Here is a 24,955-nt window from a genome sequence, read left to right on the forward strand (position 1 = left end):
GACTGTCCGGCGCGCCGGGGATGGCCCCCGCGCGCCGCCGTGCCCGGCTCCGGGAGCGTGACGCCCGGGCGGCCGGCGCAGCGGGGCCGCGCGCCGGCGCATGCCCGCAAGCTCCTGCCCGCGAGTCCCCTGCACGTAAGAATGAGCGGCGAAGCCCGCGCTTCGTGCTACCCTTCTTCCCCAGAGGCCGGAAAAGGCCCGGGGCAAGTCCACATGGGAGGACACGCGAATGCACAACCTGATGCAGGACTGGGAGATGCGCGTCACGCATATCCTCGACCACGCGGCGCGCTACCACGCCGGCCGGCGGCTCGCCGGGCGCAGCGCGGAGGGGGAGCTCGTCGAGAGCAGTTACGGCGCCCTGCGCGAAGGCGCGCTGCGTGTCACCCAGGCGCTCAGGCGCGACGGCATCGGCAAGGGCGACGTGGTGGGCGTGATGGCCTGGAACACGCCCCGCATGATGGAGCTGTGGTACGGCATCCCCGGCGCCGGCGCGGTGCTGCACACGCTCAACCCGCGGCTCTTCGCCGACCAGCTCGTCTACATCATCAACCACGCCGGCGCGACGGTGATGATGGTCGATGCCGACCTGCTGCCGGTGCTCGAGGCCATCGCCGACCGGCTGCCGAAGATCCGCCGCTGGATCGTGCTCACCGACACGGCCCGCATGCCCGCCACCGCCCTGCCCGCCATCAGCTACGAGGAGTGGCGCGCCGGCACCGATGGCGACACCGGCTGGACCGGGGGCTCCGAGCGCGAGGCCTGCGGCATCTGCTACACCTCCGGCACCACCGGCAATCCCAAGGGCGTGGTCTATACCCACCGCTCCAACGTGCTGCATGCCCTCACCGCCCAGGCGCGCGACATGCTCGGCCTCGCCTCCACCGACACGCTCATGCCCGTGGTGCCGCTGTTCCACGCCAACGGCTGGTCCTGCGCCTATTCCGCGCCGATGTCGGGCGCGGCGATGGTGATGCCGGGGCGCGACATGAGCCCCGCCGCGCTCTACGAGATGCTCTCGCTCGGGGTCACCATCACCGCCGCGGTGCCGACCATCTGGCTGGGCCTGCTGCAGTATCTCGAGGAAAACCGCCTCGGGCTGCCGCATCTCGACCGGGTGGTGATCGGCGGCTCCTCCTGCCCGCGCGCGGTGATCGAGGCCTTCCAGGACCGCTACGGCGTGAAGGTGCTGCACGCCTGGGGCATGACCGAGATGTCGCCGCTGGGCACGGTCTGCACCTTCAAGCCCGAGGTGGAGGCCCTCGCCCCCGAGGCCCGGCTCGACACCCAGGAGACCGTTGGCCACCCGCCCTTCGGCATCGAGCTCGCCATCACCGACGATGCCGGCACCCCCCTGCCGCAGGACGGCCGCACGCAGGGCCGGCTGAAGGCCCGCGGCCCCGCCGTGCTGCGCCGCTACCTGCACGAGGAGGAGGACGCGCTCTGCCCGCAGGGCTGGTTCGACACCGGCGACATGGCGACCATGGACCCGCTGGGCTACGTGCGCATCACCGACCGCTCGAAGGACGTGATCAAGTCCGGCGGCGAGTGGATCTCCTCGATCGAGCTGGAAAACGCCGCCGTGGGCCACCCGGACGTGGCCGAGGCCGCCGCCATCGGCATCCCCCACCCGAAATGGGACGAGCGCCCGCTGCTCGTGGTGGTGCCGCGCCCGGGCCGGACGCCGGAGAAACAGTCGATCCTCGACCTCATCGGCACCCGCTTCGCCCGCTGGCAGGTGCCCGACGACGTGCTCTTCGTCTCCGAGATCCCGCACACGGCCACCGGCAAGATCTCCAAGCTCACCCTGCGCCGGCAGCTCGCCGAGATGAACTACGTCGCCCCGGAATGACCCCGTGCCGGGGGCCGGCAGCGCGGCTCCCGCACCACAGTCGCGCGCAACCCGCGCGCGCGGGCGCTTTGGCGGATGACCTTCCCCCGCCGCCTTGCTAGGCTGCCTCCCGAGCGCTTCGCCCGGAAAGAATGCATGAAATGACCCCCCCTTCCCTGCCCTCCGCCCCGGGCAGCGCCAGACCGGCCGCCCGCAGCCCCAAGGCCCGCAGGAGCGCCCTGCACTGATGTCCCGCACCGCTCTCGAACGTTACGCGCTGCTCGAGGCGCTCGGCCTCTATTTCGACGGCTCGGGCGAGCCCCCGCGCGAGGTGGTGGTGAAGTTCGGCGAGGCCACGCTCACCCTGCTGGGCACCGACGACCTGCCGATCACCCACTGGGCGCTGGCCTCGCTGCGCCGGCTGCCCGGCTCGATGCCCGGCGGCACGCTGCACCTCGCCCCCGGGCTGGAGAGCGAGGAGCGGCTGGAAGTCTCCGACCCCGACATGATCGAGGCGCTCACCCTCGTGTGCCGCGACCTTGACGGCCCGCCGCCGCCGCGCAGCCGCACGCCGCTGCGCCTGCTCACCGGCACGGCCACGCTGGTGGTCGCGCTGGTGGCGCTCTACCTCGCGGTGCCGCTGCTCGCCACGCAGATCGCGCTGCTGGTGCCGCAGGCCCGCCAGCAGATGCTCGGCCGCGCCATGGTGACCGACCTGCGTGACACGCTCGGCGACGGCAGCCCGGTGCGCGTCTGCGACGCGCCGGAGGGCGTTCGCGCCATGTCGCGGCTCATGACCCGCCTCACCCGCAACGATGCCGAGGGCGGCCGCATCACCGTTCACGTGCTCGACCACCCGATGCAGAGCGTCTTCGCCGTGCCCGGCCGGCGCATCCTGGTGTTTCGCGGGCTGATCGAGGCGGCACAGAGCCCGGAGGAACTGGCCGGCCTGCTCGCCCATGCCATGGGCCACGTGCTGGCGGAGGACCCCACGGGCCGTGCCCTCGCCCTCGCCCGGCCGCTGGAGATGCTCGACATCCTCTTCGGACGCATCGACCCCGAAACGGTCGCCCGCCTCGCCGCCGACCTGCCGCGCACCGATTACGACGACGAGACCGAGGCCGCCGCCATCGCCCGCGCCGCCGGGCTGCTGCGCGAGGCCGGCCTGCCGCAGGACGCCGGCCGCGAGCTGCTCATCCGCCTCACGGAGGAAGGCGACGGCCCCCTGCCCCATGCCGCCCGCCATGTCGCCGGCGCCCCGCCGGCGGAGGCGGACGACACCCGCTTCCTCCCCGCCCTCGACGACCAGGACTGGGTGGCCCTGCGCGGCATCTGCGACCGCTGAGCGCGGGGCCGCGGCCGCATCGCCCCGGGCGCCCCCAGCGGGCGCGGCGCCCGTTTCTCCGGACAGCGCATCTGCGGACCCGCCGCGCCCGGGGCGCGGCAAACCCCCGACCCGGCCCCTCCGGGCCGGATGCCCTGCCGGTACGCCTCAGGCCCCGGCGATCAGCGCCAGCCAGTCATCCTCGGTCAGCACCTCGAGCCCGAGCTTCTCGGCCTGGGCGAGCTTCGAGCCGGCGCCGGGCCCGGCCACCACGATGTCGGTCTTCTTCGACACCGAGCCGGAGACCTTGGCGCCGAGGCTCTCGGCGCGGGCCTTGGCCTCGGCGCGGGTCATCTTCTCCAGCGTGCCGGTGAAGACCACGGTCTTGCCGGCCACCGGGCTGCCCGCGCCGCTCGGCGCCTCCACGTCCTCCACCTCGAGATGGGCGAGCAGCCGCTCCATCGCCGCGCGGGACTTCGGCTCGGCGAAGGTCTCGATCAGCGCGGTGGCGAGCACGTTGCCCACGCCGTCGATGTCGAGCAGGCCCTGGCGCTCGGCCTCGTCCTCCTGTGCCGCGCGCATCGCCGCCTCGAAGGCCGACCACGAGCCGTAGTGGCGGGCGAGCAGCGTCGCCGTGCTCTCGCCCACGTGGCGGATGCCGAGGCCGAAGATCAGCCGGTTGAGCGGGATGCGCCGGCGCTCGTCGATCGCGGCGAAGAGCTTGGTGGCCGATTTCTCGCCCCAGCCCTCGAGCGACTGCACCTGCTGCAGCTTGCCCGGGCCGTAGCGCTCCTGCAGGGTGAAGATGTCGGCCGGCTCGTTCACCCAGCCCATGGTGTGGAAGAGCTCGACCTGCTTCGCCCCCAGCCCCTCGATGTCGAACGCCGCGCGGGAGACGAAATGCTTCAGCTTTTCAACCGATTGCGCGGGGCACACCAGCCCGCCCGTGCAGCGGCGCACCGCCTCGCCCGGCTCGCGCACGGCGTGGCTGCCGCAGGCCGGGCAGGTGTCGGGGAAGCGGTAGGCCTCGGTGCCCTCGGGGCGGCGCGAGAGATCGACGTCCTTGATCTTGGGGATCACGTCGCCGGCGCGGTAGACCGTCACCCAGTCGCCCACGCGGATGTCGCGGCCGCCGCGGATCTCCTCGCCGTCGCCGCCCTTGCCCGCGATGTAATCCTCGTTGTGCAGCGTGGCGTTCGAGACCACCACGCCCCCCACCGTGACCGGGCGCAGCCGCGCCACGGGCGAGAGCGCGCCTGTGCGGCCGACCTGGATGTCGATGCCCAGCAGCTCGGTCACCGCCTCCTCGGCGGCGAACTTGTGCGCGATCGCCCAGCGCGGCGTGGTGGAACGGAAGCCGAGCCGCTCCTGCAGGTCGAGCCGGTCGAGCTTGTAGACCACGCCGTCGATGTCATAGGGCAGCATGGCGCGTTCGGCGGCGATGTGCTCGTAGCGCGCGATCAGCGCCTCCGGCCCGTCGCAGATGCCGGTGAGCGGGTTCACGCTGAACCCCATCGAGCGGAACCGCTCCAGCACGCCGGACTGGGTCTCGCCCAGCCGCCCGGACACCTCGCCCCAGGCATAGGCAAAGAAGCGCAGCGGCCGCGCGGCGGTGATGGAGGCGTCGAGCTGGCGCAGCGAGCCGGCGGCGGCATTGCGCGGGTTGGCGAAGGGGCGCAGGTTGCGCGCCTCCTGCGCGGCGTTGAGGGCGGCGAAATCGTCATGCGCCATGTAGACCTCGCCGCGCACCTCCATCACCTCCGGGGCGTCGGCGATGCGCTCGGGGATGTCGTCGACCGTGCGGGCGTTGGCGGTCACGTTCTCGCCCTCCGCCCCGTCGCCGCGCGTCGCGGCCTGCACCAGCACGCCCTTCTCGTAGCGCAGCGAGAGCGACAGCCCGTCGATCTTCGGCTCGGCGGTGTAGGCCAGCGGCGCCTCGGCATCGAGGCCGAGGAAGCGGCGGATGCGGCTGTCGAACTCGCTCACCTCCTGCGCGGAGAAGGCATTGGCGAGCGAGAGCATGCGGATGCGGTGGCGGACCTTGGCGAAGCCCTCGGCCGGAGCGGCGCCCACCCGCAGGGCGGGGCTGTCCGCGCGGCGAAGCTCGGGGAAACGCTCCTCGATGTCGAGGTTGCGGCGGCGCAGGGCGTCGTATTCCGCGTCGGAGATGCGCGGCGCATCCTCCTGGTGATAGGCGACATCGGCCTCGGCGATGAGCCGGGCCAGCCGTTCGAGCTCGGCGCGGGCCTGCTCTTCCGTCAGTGCGGAAATGTCGGTGTCGGTCACGATTCGCCCTCCCGAAGATCGGAGTGCAATCTATCTTCCGGACCGCTCGCGTCCAGTGGTCGAAGCCCGTGCCGCCGGCCTGCCGCCGCAGCGGGCACGTGTCGCGCCACTCCGCCTTCCTGGTGGTGAAAGCATGCGCATGGCGAATGCCTGCGCCCCCGGCCGCCGGAGCGTGAGCCGGCTCGACCTTCGTTCCGCCCGGCTGCCGGAACACTGCTGCCCGGAAAGCGCCAGGGTGACGTCTCTGGCGGCTCTGCCAGCCGCCGGCCCCGGAGCGGTGCTTCCGGGGCGCCGGGAGAGGTCTGCCGCCTCGCTGCCCGGCCCTGTCCTGCCTCGGTCTCTCAGCCCGCCATCGCGGCCTGGGAGGGGATCGGGTCGCGCAGCACGTAGCCGCGGCCCCAGACGGTCTCGATGTAGTTGTCACCTTCCGTGGCCACCGCGAGCTTCTTGCGCAGCTTGCAGATGAACACGTCGATGATCTTCAGCTCCGGCTCGTCCATGCCGCCGTAGAGATGATTGAGGAACATCTCCTTGGTGAGCGTGGTGCCCTTGCGCAGCGAGAGCAGCTCGAGCATCTGGTATTCCTTGCCGGTGAGCGGCACGGGCTTGCCGGCCACGTCCACCGTCTTGGCATCGAGGTTCACCCGCACCTTGCCGGTCTCGATCACCGACTGGGCGTGGCCCTTGGAGCGCCGCACGATGGCGTGGATCCGCGCCACCAGCTCGTCGCTGTTGAAGGGCTTGGTCATGTAGTCATCGGCGCCGACGCCGAAACCGCGGATCTTGTTCTCGGTGTCATCGAGACCCGAGAGAATCAGGATCGGCGTCGCGATCTTCGAGACCCGGAGCTGGCGCAGAACCTCGTAGCCGGTCATGTCCGGCAGGTTCAGGTCCAGCAGGATCAGGTCGTAGTCGTAGAGACGTGCGAGATCAATTCCCTCCTCACCCAGGTCCGTTGTGTACACATTCAGGTTCGCCTTGCTGAGCATCATCTCGATGCTGCGCGAGGTCGTCGGGTCATCCTCAACCAGTAGAACACGCATAGAAACTCTCCTGAGACTGCCTCCCCATCAACAGTTAACCAGTCTGGAGCGCCAATAGTAAACATAGAGTTACCATTGACATTTCATTGCAAAATTGCGTCCGGTGCGGGCACTGTTAGCAGACTAACGGAATGTCTGCATCGTGGTAACCCTCAGGGCGCGCGCTCCGTGCCGGGCGACCGCGTCGCGCCAGGCATCCAGCTCCTCCATTGACAGGGCATATCGCCTGCACGCCTCCTCGGCGCTGATCAGGCCCCCGTTGACGGCCGCCACGACCGCAGCCTTGCGGCGCGCGACCCAGCGTTTCGTATCTGCCGGCGGCAGGTCCGAACGCGTTATGACTTCTCCGTTCAGCCCCGTCGCGAAGACGGGGCCGTTCACCCGTTTGATATACATGTTACCCCACTTAACTCACTCGTATTCACCCGGGGGAAAGGCTAGTCCGAATGGCTTAATGGGGGGTGAAACCTCGCTTGTGGCGCGCGAGCCCGCGCCTATATAAGGGCGCCAAGGAGACGCTCATGGCCAATGCCCTGCCCGCGACGGGCCTCAACAGCCTCGGATTCGCCAAGCCGCCCGCCGAAACGCGGGTGGTCGTCGCCATGTCCGGCGGGGTGGACAGCTCGGTCGTCGCAGCCCAGCTCAAGCGCGAGGGCTACGACGTGGTGGGCGTCACCCTCCAGCTCTACGACCACGGCGCCGCCCTGCAGAAGAAGGGTGCCTGCTGCGCGGGCCAGGACATCTACGACGCCTCCCGCGTGGCCGAGGTGATGGGCTTCCCGCATTACGTGCTCGATTACGAGAACCGCTTCCGCGAGAGCGTGATCGACGAGTTCGCCGACAGCTACCTCGCCGGCGCCACCCCCATTCCCTGCGTGCGCTGCAACGAGCGGGTGAAGTTCCGCGACCTGCTGGAGACCGCGCGTGAGCTCGACGCCGACTGCATGGCCACCGGCCATTACGTGCAGCGCTTCGAGGGCGCGCAGGGCCCCGAGCTGCACCGCGCCGCCGACCCCGGGCGCGACCAGTCCTACTTCCTGTTCACCACCACGCCCGAGCAGCTCTCCTACCTGCGCTTCCCGCTCGGCCACCTGAAGAGCAAGGCCGAGACCCGGGCGCTCGCCGCCGAGTTCGGCCTCACCGTGGCCGACAAGCCCGACAGCCAGGACATCTGCTTCGTGCCCGAGGGCGGCTATGCCGACGTGATCGCGAAGCTGCGCCCCGGCGCGGCCGAGCCCGGCGAGATCGTGCATCTCGATGGACGCAGGCTGGGCCGCCACGACGGTGTGCTGCATTACACCGTGGGCCAGCGCCGCGGCCTCGGCATCGGCGGCGGCGAGCCGCTCTACGTGGTGAAGCTCGATCCGGACGCACGGCAGGTCATCGTCGGCCCGCGCGAGGCCCTCGCCATCCGCGAGATCCCGGTGCGCGAGATCAACTGGCTGGGCCATGTTCCCTTCGAGCAGGCGCCCGAGGGCGGCTGGGAGATGCTGGTGAAGGTGCGCTCCGCCCGGCCGCCGCGGCCCGCGCGCATCCACCCCACCGGGCCGGACACGGCGCGCGTGGAGCTGCTCTCGGCCGAGGAGGGCGTGGCGCCGGGCCAGGCCTGCGTGTTCTACGCGCCGGAGGGCAACCGGGTGCTGGGCGGCGGCTGGATCCACCGCGGCTGAGGGCCGCCGCGGGGGTTCTGGACACTCGGCAAGCCGCGGCATAGCCTCTGGCCCGAAGTCCGAACCTCCCCGAAAGGAGCCCCCGCATGTCGCAGCTCGACGACGTTCTCGCCCATATCGATGCCGACCGCCCGCAGGCGCTGGAGCGGCTCTTCGCGCTGCTGCGCATGCAGAGCATCTCGACCGACCCCGCCTATGCCGCGGAGTGCGAGAAGGCGGCGGACTGGCTGGTGGAGGACCTGAAATCGCTCGGCTTCGAGGCCACGCGGCGCGACACGCCGGGCCGGCCGATGGTGGTGGCGCATTCCGGCGGCGAGGGCCGGCACGTGCTGTTCTACGGTCATTACGACGTGCAGCCGGTGGACCCGCTGGAGCTGTGGACCCGCCCGCCCTTCGAGCCCGCCATCGAGGAGACCGCGCATGGCGCGGTGATCCGTGCCCGCGGTGCGGCGGATGACAAGGGCCAGCTGATGACCTTCCTCGAGGCCTGCCGGGCCTGGAAGGCGGTCACCGGCAAGCTGCCGGCCAACGTGACCATCCTGTTCGAGGGTGAGGAGGAATCCGGCTCGCCCTCGCTCATCCCCTTCCTCGAGGCGAACGCGGAGGAGCTGAAGGCCGAGCTGGCGCTGGTCTGCGACACCGGCATGCTCGACCGCAACACCCCCGCCATCGCCACCCGGCTGCGCGGCATGCTGGGCGAGCAGATCACCATCAAGGCGGCGGACAAGGACCTGCACTCCGGCTCCTTCGGCGGCCCGGCGGCAAACCCGATCCGCATCCTCGCGAAGATCCTCGCCGGGCTGCATGACGACGAGGGCCGTGTCACCCTGCCCGGCTTCTACGACGACGTGGCCGATCTGCCCGCCGACATCAAGGCCCAGTGGGACGCGCTCAAGTTCGACGGCGAGGCCTTCCTCGGCGAGGTGGGGCTGAAGGTGCCGGCCGGGGAGAAGGGCTATTCCGCGCTGGAGCAGATCTGGTCGCGCCCGACGCTGGAGTTCAACGGCATCATCGGCGGCTACACAGGCGAGGGCTTCAAGACCGTGCTGCCGGCCCAGGCCTCGGCCAAGGTGTCGATGCGGCTGGTGAGCCAGCAGGACCCGGTGAAGCTGCGCGCCGCCCTGCGCTCCTACGTGGAGAGCTGCCTGCCCGCCGACGTGACGGTGGAGTACAAGCCGCATGGCGGCTCGATGGCGACCGAGCTTCCCACCGACACGCCGGAATTCACCGCCGCGCAGGCCGCCCTCACCGAGGAATGGGCCACCGAGGCCGTGTTCTCCGGCATGGGCGGCTCGATCCCGATCGTCGGGCATTTCCGCAAGATCCTCGGGATGAACAGCCTGATGGTGGGCTTCGGGCTCGACGACGACCAGATCCACTCGCCCAACGAGAAATACGAGCTGCGCAGCTTCCACAAGGGCGCGCGCAGCTGGGCGCGCATCCTCGACGCGCTGGCGAAGGCCTGAGCTAGCCCCGCCGCCGCCCCCCGCGCCGCCGCGGCCGGGGGGCGGTGCGCCCTGCCCCCTCGGCCAGCACGGCACTCATCGGATGGTCGGGGGCCGCGGGCGCCAGCCGGGCGTGCAGCGCCCGGGTGAGCGCGGCGAGATCGGCCTCCGCCGGCATGCCCAGCGCCCAGTCGAAGTAGATCGACCGGCAATCCTCCGCCCCGATGCCCTCGATGCGATAGGCCTCCGAGATCAGGCCGCGCGGGTCTTCCGGGCTCAACTCCTTCTCACTCATCCGTGGGCCCTCCTTGGGTGCTTGCGGAGGGTCGCGCGGAACGCGCGCATTAACAAGGGCCGCGGAACGCGCGCATTAACGAGACTTGCGGAACGCGCGCGCACGCAAGGCGCGCGGAACGCTTGCCCGGACGAGAGGCGCGGAACGCTCGCGCGCACAAGAGCAGCGGGACGCGTCCGGACACGGATCCCGAAGCTTCGCGAGACGCTTCGCGGAGCGCGCGGCGGCACGAGGCATGCACAGCGCCTGCCTCCGCAGGAGATGCGCGCCGCGGGCCAGGATCGGGTGTGCAGGGCGCGCTCGCACAGGCTCCGTGGCACCCGCGCCTCGAGGAGCGCCGGGGGGCAGACGCCTCCGCGGCAGCGGCGAAACGCGCGGGGATCGCGGCTCCCAGGCTGCGCGATGGCGGTCGACGCATGCCGGAGGGGGAGAGCGGATGGGGCGCCCGCCCGCGCCGCGGCCGGGGCGCGCCCGCGGGATGCGACACCGCTCTTGTACCGCGCCCCCGACAGCCGGGGTCCGGCCACGGAGGCTCCGGACGAACGGAACGTGGCAGTCGTCGCGCTGCGGCTCGGGGGTGTTCCGGATATCGGAAAAAGTGCGACCCGCCGCCGATGCTGGTGTGAGAGAGGGACTGCGGCGGGTCGCGCAACGGACCGGGGACCCTGGCCGTTGCTGCACTTGACGTGGGGCCGCGGGCCCGGGGTTCCAAGCCCGGGGCGTTCACATCCGATTGACCGGGAATTGCCCGCATTACCGAAACGCACCGAAGACGCGGCCGCGGATCCGGCCCTGCCGCAGGCAGTCAGGCGGCGGCGGTGTCGCGGGCGGCCTCGATCAGCAGCACGTGGCGCTCGGCGACTTCCTCGGGGTCGTGGCCGTATCCGCCGCCGAGCACGGTGACCACCGGCAGGCCGGCGGCGCGCATCCGGGTGAGCACCATGCGGTCGCGCGCGGCGAGCCCGGCGCGGCTGAGGGCGAGCCGGCCGATACGGTCTTCCGCCACCGGGTCGGCGCCGGCGTTGTAGAACACGATGGAGGGGCGCGGGCCGGCCAGCAGCCGCTCGAGCGCGCGGGAGAGCGTGTCGAGATAGGCCGTGTCGCCCGTGGCGTCGGGCAGGCCGATGTCGAGGCTGGAGCGGGCCTTCTCGCGCGGGTAGTTCGCCTCGGCATGGAGCGAGAAGGTGGTCACGTCGCCGTCGCCCTCGAAGATGCGGGCGGTGCCGTCACCTTGGTGCACGTCGAGATCGACCACGAGGATGCGGCGCACCATGCCCTCGTCGAGCAGCGAACGCGCGGCGAAGGCGACATCGTTGAACACGCAGTATCCCGCGCCGCGCAGGGGGCCCGCGTGGTGCGAGCCGCCGGCGAGGTTGCAGGCCAGCCCGTGTTCCAGCGCCAGCCGGGCGGCGAGCAGCGTGCCGGCGCAGGCCAGCCGGCTGCGCCGGGCGATCTGCGCCGAACTGCCGAGGCCGATGGCGCGCAGCTCTTCGGGCGTGAGCCGGTCGTCGAACACCCGCTCCACGTAGCCGATCTCGTGCACCCGGGCGATGCGGTGCAGGCCGGCCGGCGCGGGCGCGAGGTAGCCGCCGCTCTCCGGCATCATGCCCCGGCGCACGAGGGCGGCGCGCAGGTAGCCGTATTTCGACATCGGAAAGCGCCGGCCGCGGGCGAGCGTGATGGTATAGTCCGGGTGCCAGACCAGAGGCGGCATGCCCGGGCCGCTCATGCGCCGAGCTTGTCCGCGATGATGGCGGCGGCCCCGTCGGTGAGCCGCTCCAGCCGGGTGGCGAGCCGGGCGAGGCCGGGGTCGCCGGTGGCGCGGATGAGCGCCTCCACCAGCCCCGCCCCCGCCGCCTCGGGCGTGAAGGTGCCATCCACCGAGAGGCGGGCGTAGTGCTGCACGATGGTCTGCAGGGCCAGGGCCTCGGCCAGCGCCTCGCCCTCCCCGGCCTCGAGGAAGCCGGCCCCCACCAGCGGCGCGATGGCCTGGCGGGGGGCGCGCGGCCCGGTGATGCCGGTGGCGAGCAGCCCGGTCTGCACAAGGAGCTCGATGTCCATCATGCCGCCGGGCCGGTGCTTTACCTCCCAGATCCGCGCCGCCTGTGCCGCATGCGCCCGGCCGAGGCGGGCGCGCATGTCCCGCGCATCCTCGATCAGCGCCCCCTGCGCGCGCGGGGCGGCGCGGACCCCGGCGATCACCGTCTCCACCTCCCGGGCCACCGCGCAGGGGCCGGAGACGATGCGCGCCCGGGTCAGCGCCATGTGCTCCCAGCTCCAGGCCTCCTCGGCCTGGTAGGTGGCAAAGGCCGAGAGCGAGACCGCCACCGGCCCCTGCCGGCCCGAGGGCCGCAGCCGCATGTCCACCTCGTAGAGCGTGCCCTCCGCCGTGGGGGCGGAGAGGGCGGAGACCAGCGCCTGCGTGAGCCGGGCGTAATAGGCGGTGACGGCGAGGCGGCGGCGGCCGGTGCTCTCGGTCTCGCCGGCGGGGTCGTAGATCACGATCAGGTCGAGGTCGGAGGAGATGGTCATCTCGCCGGAGCCGAACTTGCCCATGCCCAGGATGGCGCAGCCGCGCCCCGGCTCCGGGCCGAAACGGCTGGCGAACTCGGCCTTCACATGCGGCAGCAGGGCGCGCAGCGAGGCCTCGGCCACATCGGTGAAGGCCGCCCCCGCCTCCTCCGCCGTGGCGACGCCGCGCAGGAGCTGCACGCCGATGCGGAAGCGCATCTCGCGGTCCCAGCGGCGGGCGGCGTCGAGCACGCCCTCGTAGTCCGCCGCCCTTGCCAGCACCGCCTCCAGCGCCGGCAGCAGGGCGGCGAGCGGCTTCAGTCGGGCGAAGAACCCGCCCTCCAGCACGGCGTCGAGCACACCGGGATGGCGCGCGAGCTCGCCCGCGAGCCTCGGCGAGGCGGCGAAGATCTCGCCCAGCAGGTCGAGCAGCTGCGGGTTCGCCTCGAAGAGCGAGAGGATCTGCACGCCGGCGGGCAGGCCGGAGAGGAAGCTGTCGAAACGGGCGAAGGCCTCGTCGGGGTTCGCGGCGCGCGCGAGGCGGGCGACGATCTCCGGCTCGATGCGCTTGAGGATGGCGCGGGCGCGGTCGGAGCGGGTGGCGGGGATGAGGCCCGCGTGCCAGCGGTCGAGCAGCCCGGTCACCATGCCGGGGCGGGCGTAGCCCAGCTCGCTCAGCCCGGCCTCGCCCACGGCCGGGGCCGGGCCGCTGGCGGCGGGGGCGAAGAAGGCCTCGGTGAGCCGGTCCACCTCCTCGAAGCGGCGCTTCTGCAGGGCGTCGAACCGGGCGAGATCCGCCTCGCCGCACAGCGCCGCGAGCCGGGCGCGCGCGGGGTCGGCGCGCGGGATGACATGGGTCTGGGCATCCTCGAGCATCTGGATGCGGTGCTCGAGGGTCCGGTGGTCCTCGTAGGCCTCCGAGAGCGCCTCCGCCACCTCGACCCGGATCCAGCCCGCCCGGGCCAGGGCGTGCAGCGCCGGCACCGTGCGCTCGGAGCGCAGCCCGGGGTCGCGGCCGCCGCAGATGAGCTGGCGGGTCTGGGCGAAGAATTCGATGGTGCGGATGCCGCCACGGCCCAGCTTCACGTCATGCCCCGGGGCCACGCAGGGCCCGTGCAGGCCCTTGTGGTCGCGGATGCGGCGCTGCATGTCATGCGCGTCCTCGATGGCGGCGAAATCGAGGTGGCGGCGCCAGATGAAGGGGGTGATGTTGTCGAGAAACGCCTGGCCGGAGACGAGATCGCCCGCGCAGGGCCGCGCCTTGATCATCGCCGCGCGCTCCCAGGTGCGGCCGAGGGATTCGTAGTAGGTCTCGGCCACGCCCATGCCGAGGCAGACCGGGGTCACCGAGGGGTCGGGGCGCAGGCGCAGGTCGGTGCGCAGCACGTAGCCATGCGCGGTCTGGGCGGAGAGGGTGCGCACGAGGCCCTGGGTGACCCGCACGAAGCCGGCGCGCAGCTCGGCATAGTCCTCCGGCGGGTAGCGGCGCTCGTCGAACAGGCAGATGAGGTCGATGTCGGAGGAGTAGTTGAGCTCGCGCGCGCCCATCTTGCCCATGGCCAGCACGAACATGCCGCCATGGTCGCGCCGCGCGCTCTCGGGCAGGCGGCCGCGGGCGATCACCGCGTCGAGATGGTGGCGCAGGGCGGTCTGCACCGCGTAATCGGCGAAATCGGTGAGCGCGCCGGTGACTTCGTCGAGCGACCAGGCGCCGCCCAGATCGGCCAGCGCGGTGACCAGCGCCACCCGGCGCTTTGCCTCGCGCAGCATGCGGTCGGGGTCCGGGCCGGGCGGGGCGGCGAGGATATCGGCCAGCAGCGCCTCGGGCGGGCGCGCGGCCAGCTCCGCCAGCAGCTCCGGCTGGGCGGCGATCAGCCCGGCGAGGAAGTTGCTGGAGCCCGCGGTGGCCCCGGCGAGCCGGCGCAGCGGCGCGGGGAGGTCCTCGGGCAGGCCGGCGAGGATGTCGGCCTCGCGCTCGGGGTCGGCGGCAAGCGGGTAGCGGGTGATGCGGGCGGCGAGCGGCTCCATCTCAGCGCCCCTCGAACCGCGGCGGCCGGCCCTCGTGCAGGGCGACGAGCGCCTCGGCATGGTCTCGGCTGCGCAGCGCCGCGCCCTGCTCGGTGGCCTCGAGCGCGAGCTGGTCTGCCAGCGCCCTCGCATGGCCAGCGCGCAGGGAGCGCTTGATCGCGGCATAGGCAAGCGTGGGCCCGGCGGCGAGGGTTGCGGCCCGGCGGGCGACATGCGCCTCGAACCCGGCGTGCGGCACCACCTCCCAGATCATCCCCCACTCCGCCGCCTGCGCGGCACTCACCGGCTCGGCAAACAGCGCCGCGCCCATGGCCCGCGGCAGGCCAACGGCCTGCGGCAGCCAGTGGCTCGCGCCCGCGTCCACCGCCAGGCCCAGCCGGGCCTGGGCGAAGGAGAAGCGCGCCGCGTCGGAGGCGATCACCACGTCGGCGGCGAGCGCGAGGCTCACCCCTGCCCCGGCCGCGAGCCCGTTCACCGCGGCGATGCTGGGCAGCGGGCACTCGGCGAGCGCGGTGACGAGCGGGGCATATTCCTCCACCAGGGCGCGCTCGTGGTCGAGGTCGGCGGCGTTGCGGCGCTGGCCCAGGTCCTGCCCGGCGCAGAAATCCTCGCCCGCGCCGGTGAGCAGCACCACCCGCGCCTCGCCCGCCGCGCGGCGCAGGGCATGCAGCAGCTCGGTGCGCATGCGGGCGTCGAGCGCGTTGCGGGCCGCGGGCCGCGCGAGGGTGATGCTGGCCACCCCGGCGGCGAGATCGTACTGGAGCGTCTCGTAGCTCACGGGTCCTGCAGGAGCGCCTCGAGCCGCCGGCGCTCCTCCTCCGACAGGTTCGCCTCGCCGCCCGGCCCGGCGCCCCGCCCGGAGCCACGGCGCTGGCGCGAGATGAACAGGGCCGCGATGCCGCCGCCCACCAGCAGCAGCGCAGGTGCCGCCAGCCACAGCGCCCAGGTGGAGCCGCCGAAGCGCGGACGCAGCAGCACGAAATCGCCGTAGCGGTCGACGATGTAGTTGACCACCTGCTCATCCGTGTCGCCTGCCACCAGGCGCTCACGCACCAGAACGCGCAGGTCATGCGCGATGTCGGCGTTGGATTCGTCGATGCTCTCGTTGCGGCACACCGGGCAGCGCAGGCCCTCGGAGATGCTGCGCGCCCGCGCCTCCAGCCCCGGGTCGTCAAGCATCTCGGAGGGCTGCACGGCGAGCACCGGCCCGGCCAGCGCGAGGAAGATCAGCACGAGGAGCGCGCGCATCCGCCCTACTCCGCCGGAACCGCGGCCGCCCGCGGCCGGCGCACGGCGGCGCCGACGCGGTAGCGCCGGTCGGTGAGGCTGAGGCCGCCGCCCAGCGCCATCACCAGCGCGCCGAGCCAGATCCAGTTCGCGTAGGGCTTCACGTAGGTGCGCACCGCCCAGCCGCCGGCCTGCTGCTGGTCGCCCAGCACCACGTAGAGGTCGCGGGTGAAGCCCATGTCGATGCCCGCCTCGGTGGTGGGCATGCGCTGCACCGGGTAGAAGCGCTTCTCGGCGCAGAGCGTGGCGACACGGGTGCCGTCACGATCGACATGGAAGCGGCCGAGATCGGTGGAGAAGTTGCGCGCGCCCTCCTCGCCGAAGATGCCGGCGAGGCCGAGCAGCCCGTGCTCCGCCGTGCAGCCGTCGACGTGGAAATCGGCGCCCAGCGGCAGCGGCTCCACCGCGTCGAGGGTGAAGGTGTAGCCCGAGAGGGTGAAACTGTCGCCAGGGCGCATCACCCGGACATCCTCCGTCTCCCAGGCCGAGACGGCGGCAACCCCGAGGAAGGTGAGGCCGAGCCCGGCATGGGCCACCGCCTTGCCCCATTCGGCGCGCGGCAGGTTGGCGAGGCGGCGCAGGGTCTCGCCGGCGGAGACCTTGCCGGCCCGGCTGCGCGAGCCGAGATCGGCGAGCGCGCCGAGCACCAGCCAGGCCGCGAGGCCGAGGCCGATCGGCGCAAGCAGGCTGCGCCCGCTCTCCATCGCCCAGACCAGCCCGAACACGGCCAGCGCCAGCACCGCGGCCGGCAGCAGCGGCCGCGCCGCCCGGCCGAGCTGCGCGCGCTTCCACGGCAGCACCGCGCCCACCGGCAGCACCAGCGCGAGCAGCACCATGAAGGGGGTGAAGGCAAGGTCGAAGAACGGCGGGCCGACCGACACCTTCTCGCCGTTCACGAACTCCACCATCAGCGGCCAGATGGTGCCGAGGAACACCACGAAACAGGCGACCACCAGCAGCAGGTTGTTGATCACGAGGCCGGATTCGCGGCTCACCAGCCCGAACACGCCCTTGGCCGCCAGCCGCTGCGCGCGCCAGGCGAAGAGCGTGAAGGACCCCCCGATCGCCACCGCGAGGATGGCGAGGATGAACACGCCGCGCGTGGGGTCGTTGGCGAAGGCATGCACCGAGGTGATCACGCCCGAGCGCACGATGAACGTGCCGATGAGCGAGAAGGAGAAGGCGAGGATGGCGAGCAGGATGGTCCAGCTCTTCAGGCTCTCGCGCTTCTCGACCACGATGGCCGAGTGCAGCAGCGCCGCGGCCACCAGCCAGGGCATGAAGGAGGCGTTCTCCACCGGGTCCCAGAACCACCAGCCGCCCCAGCCGAGCTCGTAATAGGCCCAGTAGGAGCCGAGCGCGATGCCGATGGTGAGCGCGATCCAGGCCGCCAGCGTCCAGGGCCGCACCCAACGCGCCCAGGCCGCGTCCACCCGGCCCTCGATCAGCGCCGCCACGGCGAAGGAGAAGGCCATCGAGAGCCCCACGTAGCCCAGGTAGAGGAAGGGCGGGTGGAAGGCGAGGCCGGGGTCCTGCAGCAGCGGGTTGAGGTCGTTGCCGTCAAGCGGCGGGTTGGCGAGGCGCTCGAACGGGTTCGAGGTGAAGAGGATGAAGGCGAAGAAGGCCACGCCGATGGTGGCCTGCACCGCGAGCACGCGGGCGCGCAGCCCCGGCGGCAGGTTTCCGCCGCGCCAGGCCACCAGCGCGCCGAACAGCGTGAGGATGAGCACCCAGAGCAGCATCGAGCCCTCGTGGTTTCCCCATGTGCCGGTGACCTTGTAGAGCATCGGCTTGAGCGAATGGCTGTTCGCGGCGACGAGGCGCACGGAGAAATCCGACACGGCAAAGGCATGCACCAGCGCGGCGAAGCTCAGCGCGGTGAGGAGGAACTGCACCCATGCGGCCGGCACCGCGAGGCGCATCCAGTCGCTCCACCCCTTCGAGGCCCCCACCATCGGCACCACGGCCTGCACGATGGCAACGAGAAATGCGAGGATGAGGGCGAAATGACCAAGCTCGGCGATCACGGGTGGGGACTCCTCAGTCTGTTCGGCCCATGGCTATCATGGCGAGCAGGTGTGGGGAAAGGGTAAGCGGCGGAGGGTCACGGGTTCGTGGGTGGGGAGCATCGGGCAGCCCACGCGGCCAGATCTCCGTACTCCCTCATGAATGCGATGAAGCTATCCGAGCAGCCGACCCGCGACAGAAAGGCTTCCAGATCCTCGCATGTCGCGTCTGACACGACTTCCTCACTCTCTTGTGTCGCGTAGGGGAGCGCGCGATTGACCAGCAGGAGCACGGTGGCGAGATCGAGCAACCGGTGCGATACCGTCCGAATGTCAAAGGGAGGTCGCAGGCGTATGGCATTCTTTCCGCCGAATGCCCCGAGTTCGCTGTACACGAGCGCGACGCGCTGAAGCAGCAGGCGCATCTGCCGAGCGTGAGCCTCGGGGAGCTTTTCGACAGCGTCCGGCAAGCCCGTCCGTACAGTCTCGGGAAGAACGATTTCCAATGCTGTCTGCAGACTTCCGCTATCGACCTCAATGGTTCGGATATAGTCGGGACTGACAGAGAGGTCCTCAGCACCGGCCCTGCCCCGAAAAATGGGGTCCGGGCAGGCGCGGAGTATCGCCGTGGCGACCGCGTCCGCCCAGCGCGATACTTCAGACAATAGCAACGGCAGCCCCGCCCTGGCCGTCCGCTCAGTTTGAGAGCGTCTTTCTGTCCGATGATTTTCGATCTGCTGCAACTGCCGGCGCATCATCCGCACGGTAAGTCCTCCGGCGACCAAGGCCAGCAACCCGGCGATCAGCGTCTGCCAGTGATCCACGAATGACCTCACCGCCCGCAGCGCCGCAAGCACGCCTGTCCAGACGCTCTCCAAGTCCATGGCCCCTCCCGAGCGAGCGAAGGAAGAGCATAGACTCAGCGAAGAAAAAACGCCCCTCCGACATTCGGAGGGGCGCGGTGTCAGGCCGTCCGGGCGAGGTATTCGGCCAGCGGCGGGTTGGCGGCGGCCGCGTCTGCCGTGACGGAGGCAGGTTCGGGGGCCACCGGGGGCTCTGGGGCCGCCCCCTCCCCTGCCATGTCCGGCTCGGCGAGCGGGGTCACCCGGATGGGGGTGTCGGGCGCCTTCGGCTCGGGCCGGGGCGTGCTGGCGCTGTCTGGCGCGGGGCCCGGCTCCGCGATCGGCCGGGGGGCAAGGGCGCGGAGGCGGTCGACCTCGGCGAGGGTGCGGGCCACGTCGGCCGGGGCGGCAGAGACGCGGCGGGTTTCACGCATGTAGTGCAGCTCGCGCGCGCCGAAGTAGAAGGACACGACCGCGCCGAGCAGCCACCACAGCGGCTCGGGCACCAGTTGCAGCCCCTGCATGCGCACGGAGAAGCCCAGCGGGTCGGCCATCGCGTAGATGAACAGCGCGAGGCAGCCGAGCGCCAGCGCCGGGCGCGGCAGGCGGTTCAGCCCGTCCACCAGCCCGGCGAAGCCAGTGGGCGGGCCGGGGCGGAACTCGGCGCCGAACTGGTCGAGCGCGCCGGTGAACTCGGCGGACTGGCGCGCCGCCTCGGCCTCGGAGTTCACCCGGAACACTTCCGAGACGTCCTTCACCCCGGTCGCGATCTGGCGGATGCCGCCGCCGAAGAGCCAGCTCATCACCCCCATGCCGCCACCCGCGCGCGGTGCTCGGCCTCGGTGAGGCGGAAGCGGGGGGAGATGAATTCCTCGGCCCGGGTGATCCAGCCGCCCTTGCCGCCGTCGCGCCGGCGGGCGTACTTGCGGCTCGCGGGGCGGCGGTCGGCCAGGGCGTAGTACCAGTTGCGCCGTGCCACGCCGTATGCGTCGGGCAGCAGGCCTCCCATCGCCGCCTGGGCTGCCCCGGCGGCGGCGGCGGTGCGCGGGCCGCAGATGCCGTCGGCCGCAAGCGGGCCGAAACCCGCCTCGTTCAGCAACTCCTGCAACAGGCGCACCGCGGTGGCCCCCGCATTCACCTGCATGTCGAACACCGTGGGGTGCAGGGCTTCGGGCAGGCGCCCGAGGCCGGGGCGCTCGAAGTAGTTCGCCACGAAGATCTCCACCGCCCCCTCGCGCGGCAGGGCGCGGACGTCGGCCTCGTCCACGTCGCCGTCGCCGTCGATGTCGCGGCCGAGGGCGCGCAGGGTGTGGATGGTGACGCCGTGGTTGGTGGCGCCGCCGGGGTCGTCCGGGTCGTTCACGAACCCGCCCTCGCGCGCAACGATGTCCCGCGCAATATCGCGTACTGATTGCATGAAAATGTCTCCGCTGATGACCGGATGCCCGCGGCGCAAGGCCGGCCCGGGCTCCGGTGCGGGAGACTAGCGCAGGCGGATTTACATTCCGCTAACCGGTTCCGGCTCCACGCCCTCGTGCTGCACGCCCTGCTCGCGCAGCGCGTCGACCACCTCGCGGGGCATGTAGGTCTCGTCATGCTTGGCGAGCACGTTGTCGGCCATGAACACGCCGTCGACGAGGTAGCCCGAGGCGATGGCCATCTCGCCCTCCTTGAACAGGTCGGGCAGCACCTGGGAGAAGCGCACCGGCACGGAGCTCGCGTTGTCGCGGATGTTGAAGCTGGTCTCCAGCCCCTCGCCGCGCACCAGGCTGCCCTCCTCCACGATGCCGCCGAGGCGAAAGCGCACGTCCGGGCCCGGCACGTCCTCGGCGATCTGGTAGGGCGCGCGGAAGAACTCGATCCCGTCCTGCATGGCATAGCCCACCATGCCGGCGGCGCCCGCCATGAGCACCAGCCCGACGATGATCAGGCGGATCCGTTGTTTCTTGCGCAGTCCGGCCACGTCATTCTCCCGCGACGGCAGGGCCATCCTCGCGCGAGGCTTCGAGGCTGGCGTTCACTTCGGCCCCGAAGATGAACACGATGCCGGTGAGGTAAAGGAACAACATCGTGATGATCACACCGGCCAGGGTGCCGTAGGTGACGGTGTAGCTCGGGGCATAGTCGAGATAGGCGGAAAACGCCAGCGCCCCGACGAGCCACAGCGCCGCAGACACCAGCACGCCGGGCCAGAGCCGGCGCGGCCGGCTCGATGAGGTGGCGAGCCGCCGGTGCAGCACCATGAGGAAGAACAGCAGCACCACGATGCCCACCACGTAGCGCACCACGCTCACCACGCCGGGAATGCTGGTGTCGAGCCCGCTCTCCACCAGCCGGATGAGCAGCGGCCCGGCGACGATGGCAAGCCCCAGCACCACGAAGGTGAGCGTGCCCAGGAGCACCACCGAGACGGCCATCAGCCGGCGCATCACGTAGCTGCGCGGCGAGCGCACCTCGTAGGCGCGGTCGAGCGAGATGCGGAAGGCCTCCACCCCGTTCGAGGCGGTCCAGATCGCGACGAGCGCCGAGACGGTCACCACCCCGCGGGAGGAGCGCGAGACCACCTCGTTCACCACCGGCGCGAGGGTCTGGGCCACGTGGCTGGGCAGCATCTCGAAGAGGAAGTCCACCGCCTCGACGCTCTGCGCCGGGCCGATGAGCACGCCGGCCAGCGACACGCAGAAGATCAGGAAGGGGAACATGGCCAGCAGCACGGAATAGGCCACGTAGCCGGCCATCACGTCGCCCTCGTGGCGCATGAAGCGCGCGCCGGCGCGCACCATCACCCGTACGGGAACCGGCATGCGGCTCAGCCATCCCGGCTTCGTGTCGGGGCTGCGGGGGGCACGCTCACCCTCGATCTGCGGTGTCTGTCGGGTCTCTATCTTACTGCTCCGGCTCGGTTGGCGGCCGCACCGCGAGCGGGATGCGCGGCGCTGCGCAGGGATGCGCACTGGAACAGCTGTAGCAGAGGCGCGATTGTTCAACCGGCTTTTCTTCGTGCCGCTGCCAATTCGAAGTCGAACCCGTTGCCCAGATCACGCAGTGGCTCCGGCGAGAGGCGGTAGGTTTCTTCGCGAAGATAGGTCATGAGCGCCGCGGGGTCGGTGGCGCGGGCGGCGATTTCGGCGCGCGGCAGCGCCTCGCCCAGCACCATGCGCACCGGCGCCCCCACCCGCACGCGGAATTCCTTGATGAGAAGCGCGAGCCGCAGGGTCTGGTGCAGGTGGCTCGCGATCTGGAACAGGCGCGAGTTCTGGCCGTCGAAGTAGAGCGGCACCACGGCGGCGCCGGACCGCGCGATCATCCGGGCGGTGAAGCTGCGCCAGCGCGGGTCCATCGGCCGGCCGAAGGGAGTGCGCGCGGTCGAGACGGTGCCGCCGGGGAAGATCGCGATGCAGCCCCCCTGCCCCAGGTAGTCGAGCGCTGCGCGCCGGGTGGCGATGTTGAGCCGCTGCGCCTCCGGCGTGGGGTCGAAGGAGATCGGCAGGATCACCCGGTCCAGCTCGCGCGCCTTGCGGAACACCGAGTTCGCGACGATGCGGAAATCGCCCCGGGCGCGGGCCAGCAGCCAGCCGGTCATCAGCCCGTCGAGAATGCCGTAGGGGTGGTTGGAGATCACCACCACCGGCCCCTCGGGCGGAATGCTGGCGAGGCTGCCGCCGACGATCTCGGGCGTGAGCCGGTAGCGCTCCACCAGCATGTCCCAGAAGCCGCTGCCGGTGGCCGCGGCCTCCGCGTAATCCCCCGCCATGCGCAGCAGCGCCAGCCGGCCGGTGAGGTTTTCCACCGAGCGGATCAGCGCCCGTCCGGCCCGGGTCTGCGCCGAGGAGGCATAGGAAATCTCGCGGGCGAGCGCCTCGACGCTCACGATATCGGGCGGCAGCGCCCCGGGCTGTGCTGTCTGCAACGCGGTCTCCTCCCCGCAGGCCGGCGCGGACGGGCCCGCGCGAACGCGTCTCATTTGGCACGAATTTGTGTAAGTTTTGTCTAAACTCCCTCCGCCCTGCCCGGGTGCGGCCGGACGACCGGGCAAGAAAAAACCGCGCGCCCCGGGGGGCGCGCGGTCCGATGTCTCGCGAAGCGGCCGGATCAGCGCTTCGAGAACTGGAACGACCGGCGGGCCTTCCGCTTGCCGTACTTCTTGCGCTCGACCACGCGGCTGTCGCGGGTGAGGAAGCCGGCGGCCTTGAGGGCCGGGCGCAGGCTCGGCTCGTACAGGGTCAGCGCCTTGGAGATGCCGTGCTTCACCGCGCCGGCCTGGCCGGAGAGGCCGCCGCCCTTCACGGTGCACATCACGTCGAACTGGCCGGCGACATTGGCGACCGAGAAGGCCTGGCCGATGACCATCTGCAGCACCGGGCGGGCGAAGTACTCGTTCATCGCCTTGCCGTTCACCACGACCTTGCCGGAGCCCGGCTTCACCCAGACGCGGGCGATGGCGTTCTTCCGCTTGCCGGTGGCGTAGGAGCGGCCGAGGCTGTCACGCACCGGCTCGGCCGGGGTGCGGGTCTCGGTCACCGGGGCGTCGGCCACGGCGGTTTTCAGATCCTCAAGCGTTTTGATATCTTCAGCCATGATCAGGCGCTCCGGGTATTTTTGCGGTTCATCGACTTCACGTCGAGCACTTCGGGGCTCTGGGCCTCGTGCGGATGCTCGCCGCCCGCGTAAACCCGCAGGTTGGTCAGCTGCTGACGGCTCAGCGGGCCGCCCGGCAGCATGCGCTGCACGGCCTTGGTCAGCACGCGCTCGGGGAAGCGCCCCTCGAGGATCTGCGCCGCGGTGCGGGACTTGATGCCGCCCGGGTAGCCGGTGTGCCAGTAGTAGTTCTTGTCGGCCCGCTTGTTGCCGGTCATCTGCACCTTGTCGGCGTTGATGACGATGACGTTGTCGCCGTCATCCATGTGCGGGGTGTAGGTGGCCTTGTGCTTGCCACGCAGACGGTTGGCGATGATCGAGGCCAGGCGCCCGAGCACGACGCCCTCGGCGTCGATCAGCACCCACTTCTTCTCGATCTCGCCCGCTTTGGCGGAATAGGTTTTCATGTCGCTTCGTCCATTCTGCGGCGGCGGACCGCCCGGAAAAATCGTGCGATGGACGAGGGAAGGCCTCCGCTCCATCGGATGGAGGCCTTCTAAACACTCTGGCAGCCGAGTCAATATGGGTAATTCCGGAAAAACCCATGCAAATCAATGGCTTGCAAAATAGGTATCTGAATACCCCAAAAATCGACGCCTAATCGAGGTAGCGCAGGGCCTCGTTGCGGGCAAAACGCTTCAGCTCGGCCCCGGGGCCGGCCACGAAGGCCCGCACCCGCGCCGGGTCATGCTTGGAGAGCGTGCGCAGCCAGACGGCAACCGCGCCCTGGATCACGCCGTTGCGGTCGACCGGGATCGCGGCCTCGGCCCAGCCGAGAATGCGCTCGCGCGCCGCCTGCTCCGCCTCCGAGGGATGGGGGAGCTTGGCCCAGGGAAGGGTGAAGGTGAACACCGCGCGCCGCACCCACAGGCCGGGGTCGAGCGCCCAGTCCTGCACGGTGTCGAGCCGGGAGGGCTCGGCGACCAGCCGGCGTGCGCCGGCATCGGCCACGAGGTCGGAGAGCGCCTGCCCGTCCACCTGCGGCACCCAGCGGCAGATCTCCGCCCAGGCGGCATCGTCGGGGCGCATGCGGGCCTGGGTGAGCAGCCTGGCCGCCGCCACCCGCGCCTCGTGCACGTCGCTGTCCCACAGCGCCGCGGCCAGGGCCACGCGCTCCCCGGGCTCACCGCCCTCCTCGCGCCAGGACTTCGCCAGCTCGGTGATCGCCGGAACCCGCACGCCGAGATAGGTCCGCGGCACCTTGTGCAGGGCCGCGGCCTCGCTCGCCAGTCTCGCATCTCCGAGCGCGGACAGCGCGGAGAGCGCTGCCGCGCCGTCGATCATGTGGCTGACTTGGGCAGCATCGCGATGGTCATCGTCCGGTTGCCGGAGAGGTGCTTGACCCCCATCAGCTTGCCGTCCTCGATCCAGTACTCGCGCTCGAGCCCGTCGGCGTAGAAGCGCAGGCGGTTGTCGTCGCCCAGCTTGCCCACGCGCGCGAAGGCGGTGCCGTCATGCCCGCCGCCGGGACCATGCGTGTCCATCAGCGCCACCTTGCCGTCCTCGTCGATCTTCATCACGTAGAGATCGTGGCACCAGGTGTTGTTGTTCCAGCCCGCCTTGCCCCAGACGCCGCTGAACGCCTTCCAGGCGTCCGGCAGGTCGCTGGGGGGCTTGGAGATCTTGGTGCTGTCAAAGACAACCACCGTTCTGCACTCGGGATCCAATGGCGCTGCGGCCACGGGCTGCGGCGCGGGAGCTTTGCTTTCCCCGCACGCCGTCAGCAGGCCCAGTGCGACAAGGCCGATT

The 24,955-nt window shown here is 71.2% G+C and carries 23 protein-coding genes; 4 read left to right on the top strand and 19 right to left on the bottom strand.

Going from position 1 to position 24,955, the window contains the following annotated elements; all coding sequences use genetic code 11:
• Nucleotides 1–229: 229 nt before the first annotated feature.
• Nucleotides 230–1,852 carry a long-chain-fatty-acid--CoA ligase gene (locus D3P35_RS15650; RefSeq protein ID WP_118135683.1) on the top strand — a complete coding sequence of 541 codons (1,623 nt, stop codon included), beginning with the start codon at nucleotides 230–232 and terminating at the stop codon, nucleotides 1,850–1,852.
• 226 nt (nucleotides 1,853–2,078) lie between these two features.
• Nucleotides 2,079–3,176, top strand: coding sequence for a M48 family metalloprotease (locus D3P35_RS15655; RefSeq protein ID WP_118135684.1), 1,098 nt, complete (start codon nucleotides 2,079–2,081; stop codon nucleotides 3,174–3,176).
• Between the two features lie 147 nt (nucleotides 3,177–3,323).
• Here D3P35_RS15655 and ligA read toward each other — a convergent pair whose 3' ends face one another.
• The 3 genes from ligA to D3P35_RS15670 all read right to left on the bottom strand — a co-directional run bounded on the left by ligA (nucleotide 3,324) and on the right by D3P35_RS15670 (nucleotide 6,880).
• Nucleotides 3,324–5,441, bottom strand: a complete 2,118-nt coding sequence (ligA, locus tag D3P35_RS15660) for an NAD-dependent DNA ligase LigA (RefSeq protein WP_118135685.1) — start codon at nucleotides 5,439–5,441, stop codon at nucleotides 3,324–3,326.
• A 341-nt stretch (nucleotides 5,442–5,782) separates the two neighbouring features.
• Nucleotides 5,783–6,484 (bottom strand): response regulator transcription factor CtrA, encoded by a 702-nt coding sequence (gene ctrA, locus D3P35_RS15665; RefSeq protein WP_118135686.1) that lies wholly within the window; start codon nucleotides 6,482–6,484, stop codon nucleotides 5,783–5,785.
• Nucleotides 6,485–6,607: 123 nt separating this feature from the next.
• Complete coding sequence (locus tag D3P35_RS15670; RefSeq protein WP_118135687.1) at nucleotides 6,608–6,880, bottom strand: DUF1153 domain-containing protein; 273 nt, start codon at nucleotides 6,878–6,880, stop codon at nucleotides 6,608–6,610.
• A 125-nt stretch (nucleotides 6,881–7,005) separates the two neighbouring features.
• On the opposite strand from D3P35_RS15670, the gene mnmA reads away from it, so the two are divergent.
• Together mnmA and D3P35_RS15680 are read left to right on the top strand one after the other, a co-directional pair.
• Nucleotides 7,006–8,154: a tRNA 2-thiouridine(34) synthase MnmA gene (gene mnmA, locus D3P35_RS15675; protein ID WP_118135688.1), complete on the top strand. Its 1,149-nt coding sequence runs from the start codon at nucleotides 7,006–7,008 to the stop codon at nucleotides 8,152–8,154.
• Between the two features lie 86 nt (nucleotides 8,155–8,240).
• Entirely contained in the window at nucleotides 8,241–9,620 is a 1,380-nt protein-coding gene (locus D3P35_RS15680; RefSeq protein ID WP_118135689.1) for a dipeptidase, read from the top strand.
• Between the two features lies 1 nt (nucleotide 9,621).
• On the opposite strand, the gene D3P35_RS15685 is transcribed toward D3P35_RS15680, so the two are convergent.
• From D3P35_RS15685 to D3P35_RS15760, 16 genes are all read right to left on the bottom strand, one after another.
• Nucleotides 9,622–9,894, bottom strand: a complete 273-nt coding sequence (locus tag D3P35_RS15685) for a hypothetical protein (RefSeq protein WP_118135690.1) — start codon at nucleotides 9,892–9,894, stop codon at nucleotides 9,622–9,624.
• Nucleotides 9,895–10,699: 805 nt separating this feature from the next.
• On the bottom strand, nucleotides 10,700–11,608 hold the full coding sequence (locus D3P35_RS15690; protein ID WP_198670645.1) for a histone deacetylase: 909 nt from the start codon (nucleotides 11,606–11,608) through the stop codon (nucleotides 10,700–10,702).
• An 11-nt stretch (nucleotides 11,609–11,619) separates the two neighbouring features.
• Complete coding sequence (locus tag D3P35_RS15695; protein WP_157982171.1) at nucleotides 11,620–14,433, bottom strand: bifunctional [glutamine synthetase] adenylyltransferase/[glutamine synthetase]-adenylyl-L-tyrosine phosphorylase; 2,814 nt, start codon at nucleotides 14,431–14,433, stop codon at nucleotides 11,620–11,622.
• Between the two features lies 1 nt (nucleotide 14,434).
• Nucleotides 14,435–15,211 (bottom strand): enoyl-CoA hydratase-related protein, encoded by a 777-nt coding sequence (locus D3P35_RS15700; protein ID WP_118135693.1) that lies wholly within the window; start codon nucleotides 15,209–15,211, stop codon nucleotides 14,435–14,437.
• On the bottom strand, nucleotides 15,208–15,681 hold the full coding sequence (locus D3P35_RS15705; RefSeq protein WP_118135694.1) for a cytochrome c-type biogenesis protein: 474 nt from the start codon (nucleotides 15,679–15,681) through the stop codon (nucleotides 15,208–15,210). The genes D3P35_RS15700 and D3P35_RS15705 overlap by 4 nt, the downstream gene beginning before the upstream one ends.
• 5 nt (nucleotides 15,682–15,686) lie before the next feature.
• Nucleotides 15,687–17,747, bottom strand: coding sequence for a heme lyase CcmF/NrfE family subunit (locus D3P35_RS15710; protein ID WP_118135695.1), 2,061 nt, complete (start codon nucleotides 17,745–17,747; stop codon nucleotides 15,687–15,689).
• A 77-nt stretch (nucleotides 17,748–17,824) separates the two neighbouring features.
• Nucleotides 17,825–18,610, bottom strand: a complete 786-nt coding sequence (locus D3P35_RS15715; RefSeq protein WP_118135696.1) for a hypothetical protein — start codon at nucleotides 18,608–18,610, stop codon at nucleotides 17,825–17,827.
• Between the two features lie 80 nt (nucleotides 18,611–18,690).
• Nucleotides 18,691–19,371, bottom strand: coding sequence for a holin family protein (locus D3P35_RS15720; protein WP_232830518.1), 681 nt, complete (start codon nucleotides 19,369–19,371; stop codon nucleotides 18,691–18,693).
• Nucleotides 19,371–19,985, bottom strand: coding sequence for a holin-associated N-acetylmuramidase (locus D3P35_RS15725; protein ID WP_118135697.1), 615 nt, complete (start codon nucleotides 19,983–19,985; stop codon nucleotides 19,371–19,373). The genes D3P35_RS15720 and D3P35_RS15725 overlap by 1 nt, the downstream gene beginning before the upstream one ends.
• A gap of 81 nt (nucleotides 19,986–20,066) precedes the next feature.
• Nucleotides 20,067–20,531, bottom strand: coding sequence for a cytochrome c maturation protein CcmE (gene ccmE / locus D3P35_RS15730; RefSeq protein ID WP_118135698.1), 465 nt, complete (start codon nucleotides 20,529–20,531; stop codon nucleotides 20,067–20,069).
• 1 nt (nucleotide 20,532) lies between these two features.
• Nucleotides 20,533–21,372, bottom strand: a complete 840-nt coding sequence (locus D3P35_RS15735) for a YihY/virulence factor BrkB family protein (protein ID WP_118135699.1) — start codon at nucleotides 21,370–21,372, stop codon at nucleotides 20,533–20,535.
• 179 nt (nucleotides 21,373–21,551) lie between these two features.
• Nucleotides 21,552–22,478 (bottom strand): lysophospholipid acyltransferase family protein, encoded by a 927-nt coding sequence (locus D3P35_RS15740; RefSeq protein WP_232830519.1) that lies wholly within the window; start codon nucleotides 22,476–22,478, stop codon nucleotides 21,552–21,554.
• Nucleotides 22,479–22,660: 182 nt separating this feature from the next.
• Nucleotides 22,661–23,146 (bottom strand): 30S ribosomal protein S9, encoded by a 486-nt coding sequence (gene rpsI / locus D3P35_RS15745; protein ID WP_118135701.1) that lies wholly within the window; start codon nucleotides 23,144–23,146, stop codon nucleotides 22,661–22,663.
• A 2-nt stretch (nucleotides 23,147–23,148) separates the two neighbouring features.
• A complete protein-coding gene (gene rplM, locus D3P35_RS15750; protein ID WP_118135702.1) occupies nucleotides 23,149–23,613 on the bottom strand; it encodes a 50S ribosomal protein L13 in 465 nt (154 codons plus the stop codon).
• 190 nt (nucleotides 23,614–23,803) lie between these two features.
• Nucleotides 23,804–24,490, bottom strand: coding sequence for a DNA alkylation repair protein (locus D3P35_RS15755; RefSeq protein ID WP_118135703.1), 687 nt, complete (start codon nucleotides 24,488–24,490; stop codon nucleotides 23,804–23,806).
• Entirely contained in the window at nucleotides 24,487–24,852 is a 366-nt protein-coding gene (locus D3P35_RS15760; protein WP_118135704.1) for a hypothetical protein, read from the bottom strand. Before D3P35_RS15760 ends, D3P35_RS15755 begins: the two co-directional genes overlap by 4 nt.
• Nucleotides 24,853–24,955 lie beyond the last annotated feature (103 nt).

This window comes from Oceanicella sp. SM1341 (assembly GCF_003448965.1).
Taxonomy (GTDB): domain Bacteria; phylum Pseudomonadota; class Alphaproteobacteria; order Rhodobacterales; family Rhodobacteraceae; genus Paroceanicella.

Excerpts from the sequence above, each read along its gene's own strand:
- D3P35_RS15650 (WP_118135683.1), top strand. The coding sequence starts at position 230 with ATGCACAACCTGATGCAGGACTGGGAGATGCGCGTCACGCATATCCTC.
- D3P35_RS15655 (WP_118135684.1), top strand. The coding sequence starts at position 2,079 with ATGTCCCGCACCGCTCTCGAACGTTACGCGCTGCTCGAGGCGCTCGGC.
- ctrA (WP_118135686.1), bottom strand. The coding sequence starts at position 6,484 with ATGCGTGTTCTACTGGTTGAGGATGACCCGACGACCTCGCGCAGCATC.
- D3P35_RS15670 (WP_118135687.1), bottom strand. The coding sequence starts at position 6,880 with ATGTATATCAAACGGGTGAACGGCCCCGTCTTCGCGACGGGGCTGAAC.
- mnmA (WP_118135688.1), top strand. The coding sequence starts at position 7,006 with ATGGCCAATGCCCTGCCCGCGACGGGCCTCAACAGCCTCGGATTCGCC.
- D3P35_RS15680 (WP_118135689.1), top strand. The coding sequence starts at position 8,241 with ATGTCGCAGCTCGACGACGTTCTCGCCCATATCGATGCCGACCGCCCG.
- D3P35_RS15685 (WP_118135690.1), bottom strand. The coding sequence starts at position 9,894 with ATGAGTGAGAAGGAGTTGAGCCCGGAAGACCCGCGCGGCCTGATCTCG.
- D3P35_RS15690 (WP_198670645.1), bottom strand. The coding sequence starts at position 11,608 with ATGCCGCCTCTGGTCTGGCACCCGGACTATACCATCACGCTCGCCCGC.
- D3P35_RS15695 (WP_157982171.1), bottom strand. The coding sequence starts at position 14,433 with ATGGAGCCGCTCGCCGCCCGCATCACCCGCTACCCGCTTGCCGCCGAC.
- D3P35_RS15705 (WP_118135694.1), bottom strand. The coding sequence starts at position 15,681 with ATGCGCGCGCTCCTCGTGCTGATCTTCCTCGCGCTGGCCGGGCCGGTG.
- D3P35_RS15715 (WP_118135696.1), bottom strand. The coding sequence starts at position 18,610 with ATGGACTTGGAGAGCGTCTGGACAGGCGTGCTTGCGGCGCTGCGGGCG.
- D3P35_RS15720 (WP_232830518.1), bottom strand. The coding sequence starts at position 19,371 with ATGAGCTGGCTCTTCGGCGGCGGCATCCGCCAGATCGCGACCGGGGTG.
- D3P35_RS15725 (WP_118135697.1), bottom strand. The coding sequence starts at position 19,985 with ATGCAATCAGTACGCGATATTGCGCGGGACATCGTTGCGCGCGAGGGC.
- D3P35_RS15735 (WP_118135699.1), bottom strand. The coding sequence starts at position 21,372 with ATGCCGGTTCCCGTACGGGTGATGGTGCGCGCCGGCGCGCGCTTCATG.
- rpsI (WP_118135701.1), bottom strand. The coding sequence starts at position 23,146 with ATGGCTGAAGATATCAAAACGCTTGAGGATCTGAAAACCGCCGTGGCC.
- rplM (WP_118135702.1), bottom strand. The coding sequence starts at position 23,613 with ATGAAAACCTATTCCGCCAAAGCGGGCGAGATCGAGAAGAAGTGGGTG.
- D3P35_RS15755 (WP_118135703.1), bottom strand. The coding sequence starts at position 24,490 with ATGATCGACGGCGCGGCAGCGCTCTCCGCGCTGTCCGCGCTCGGAGAT.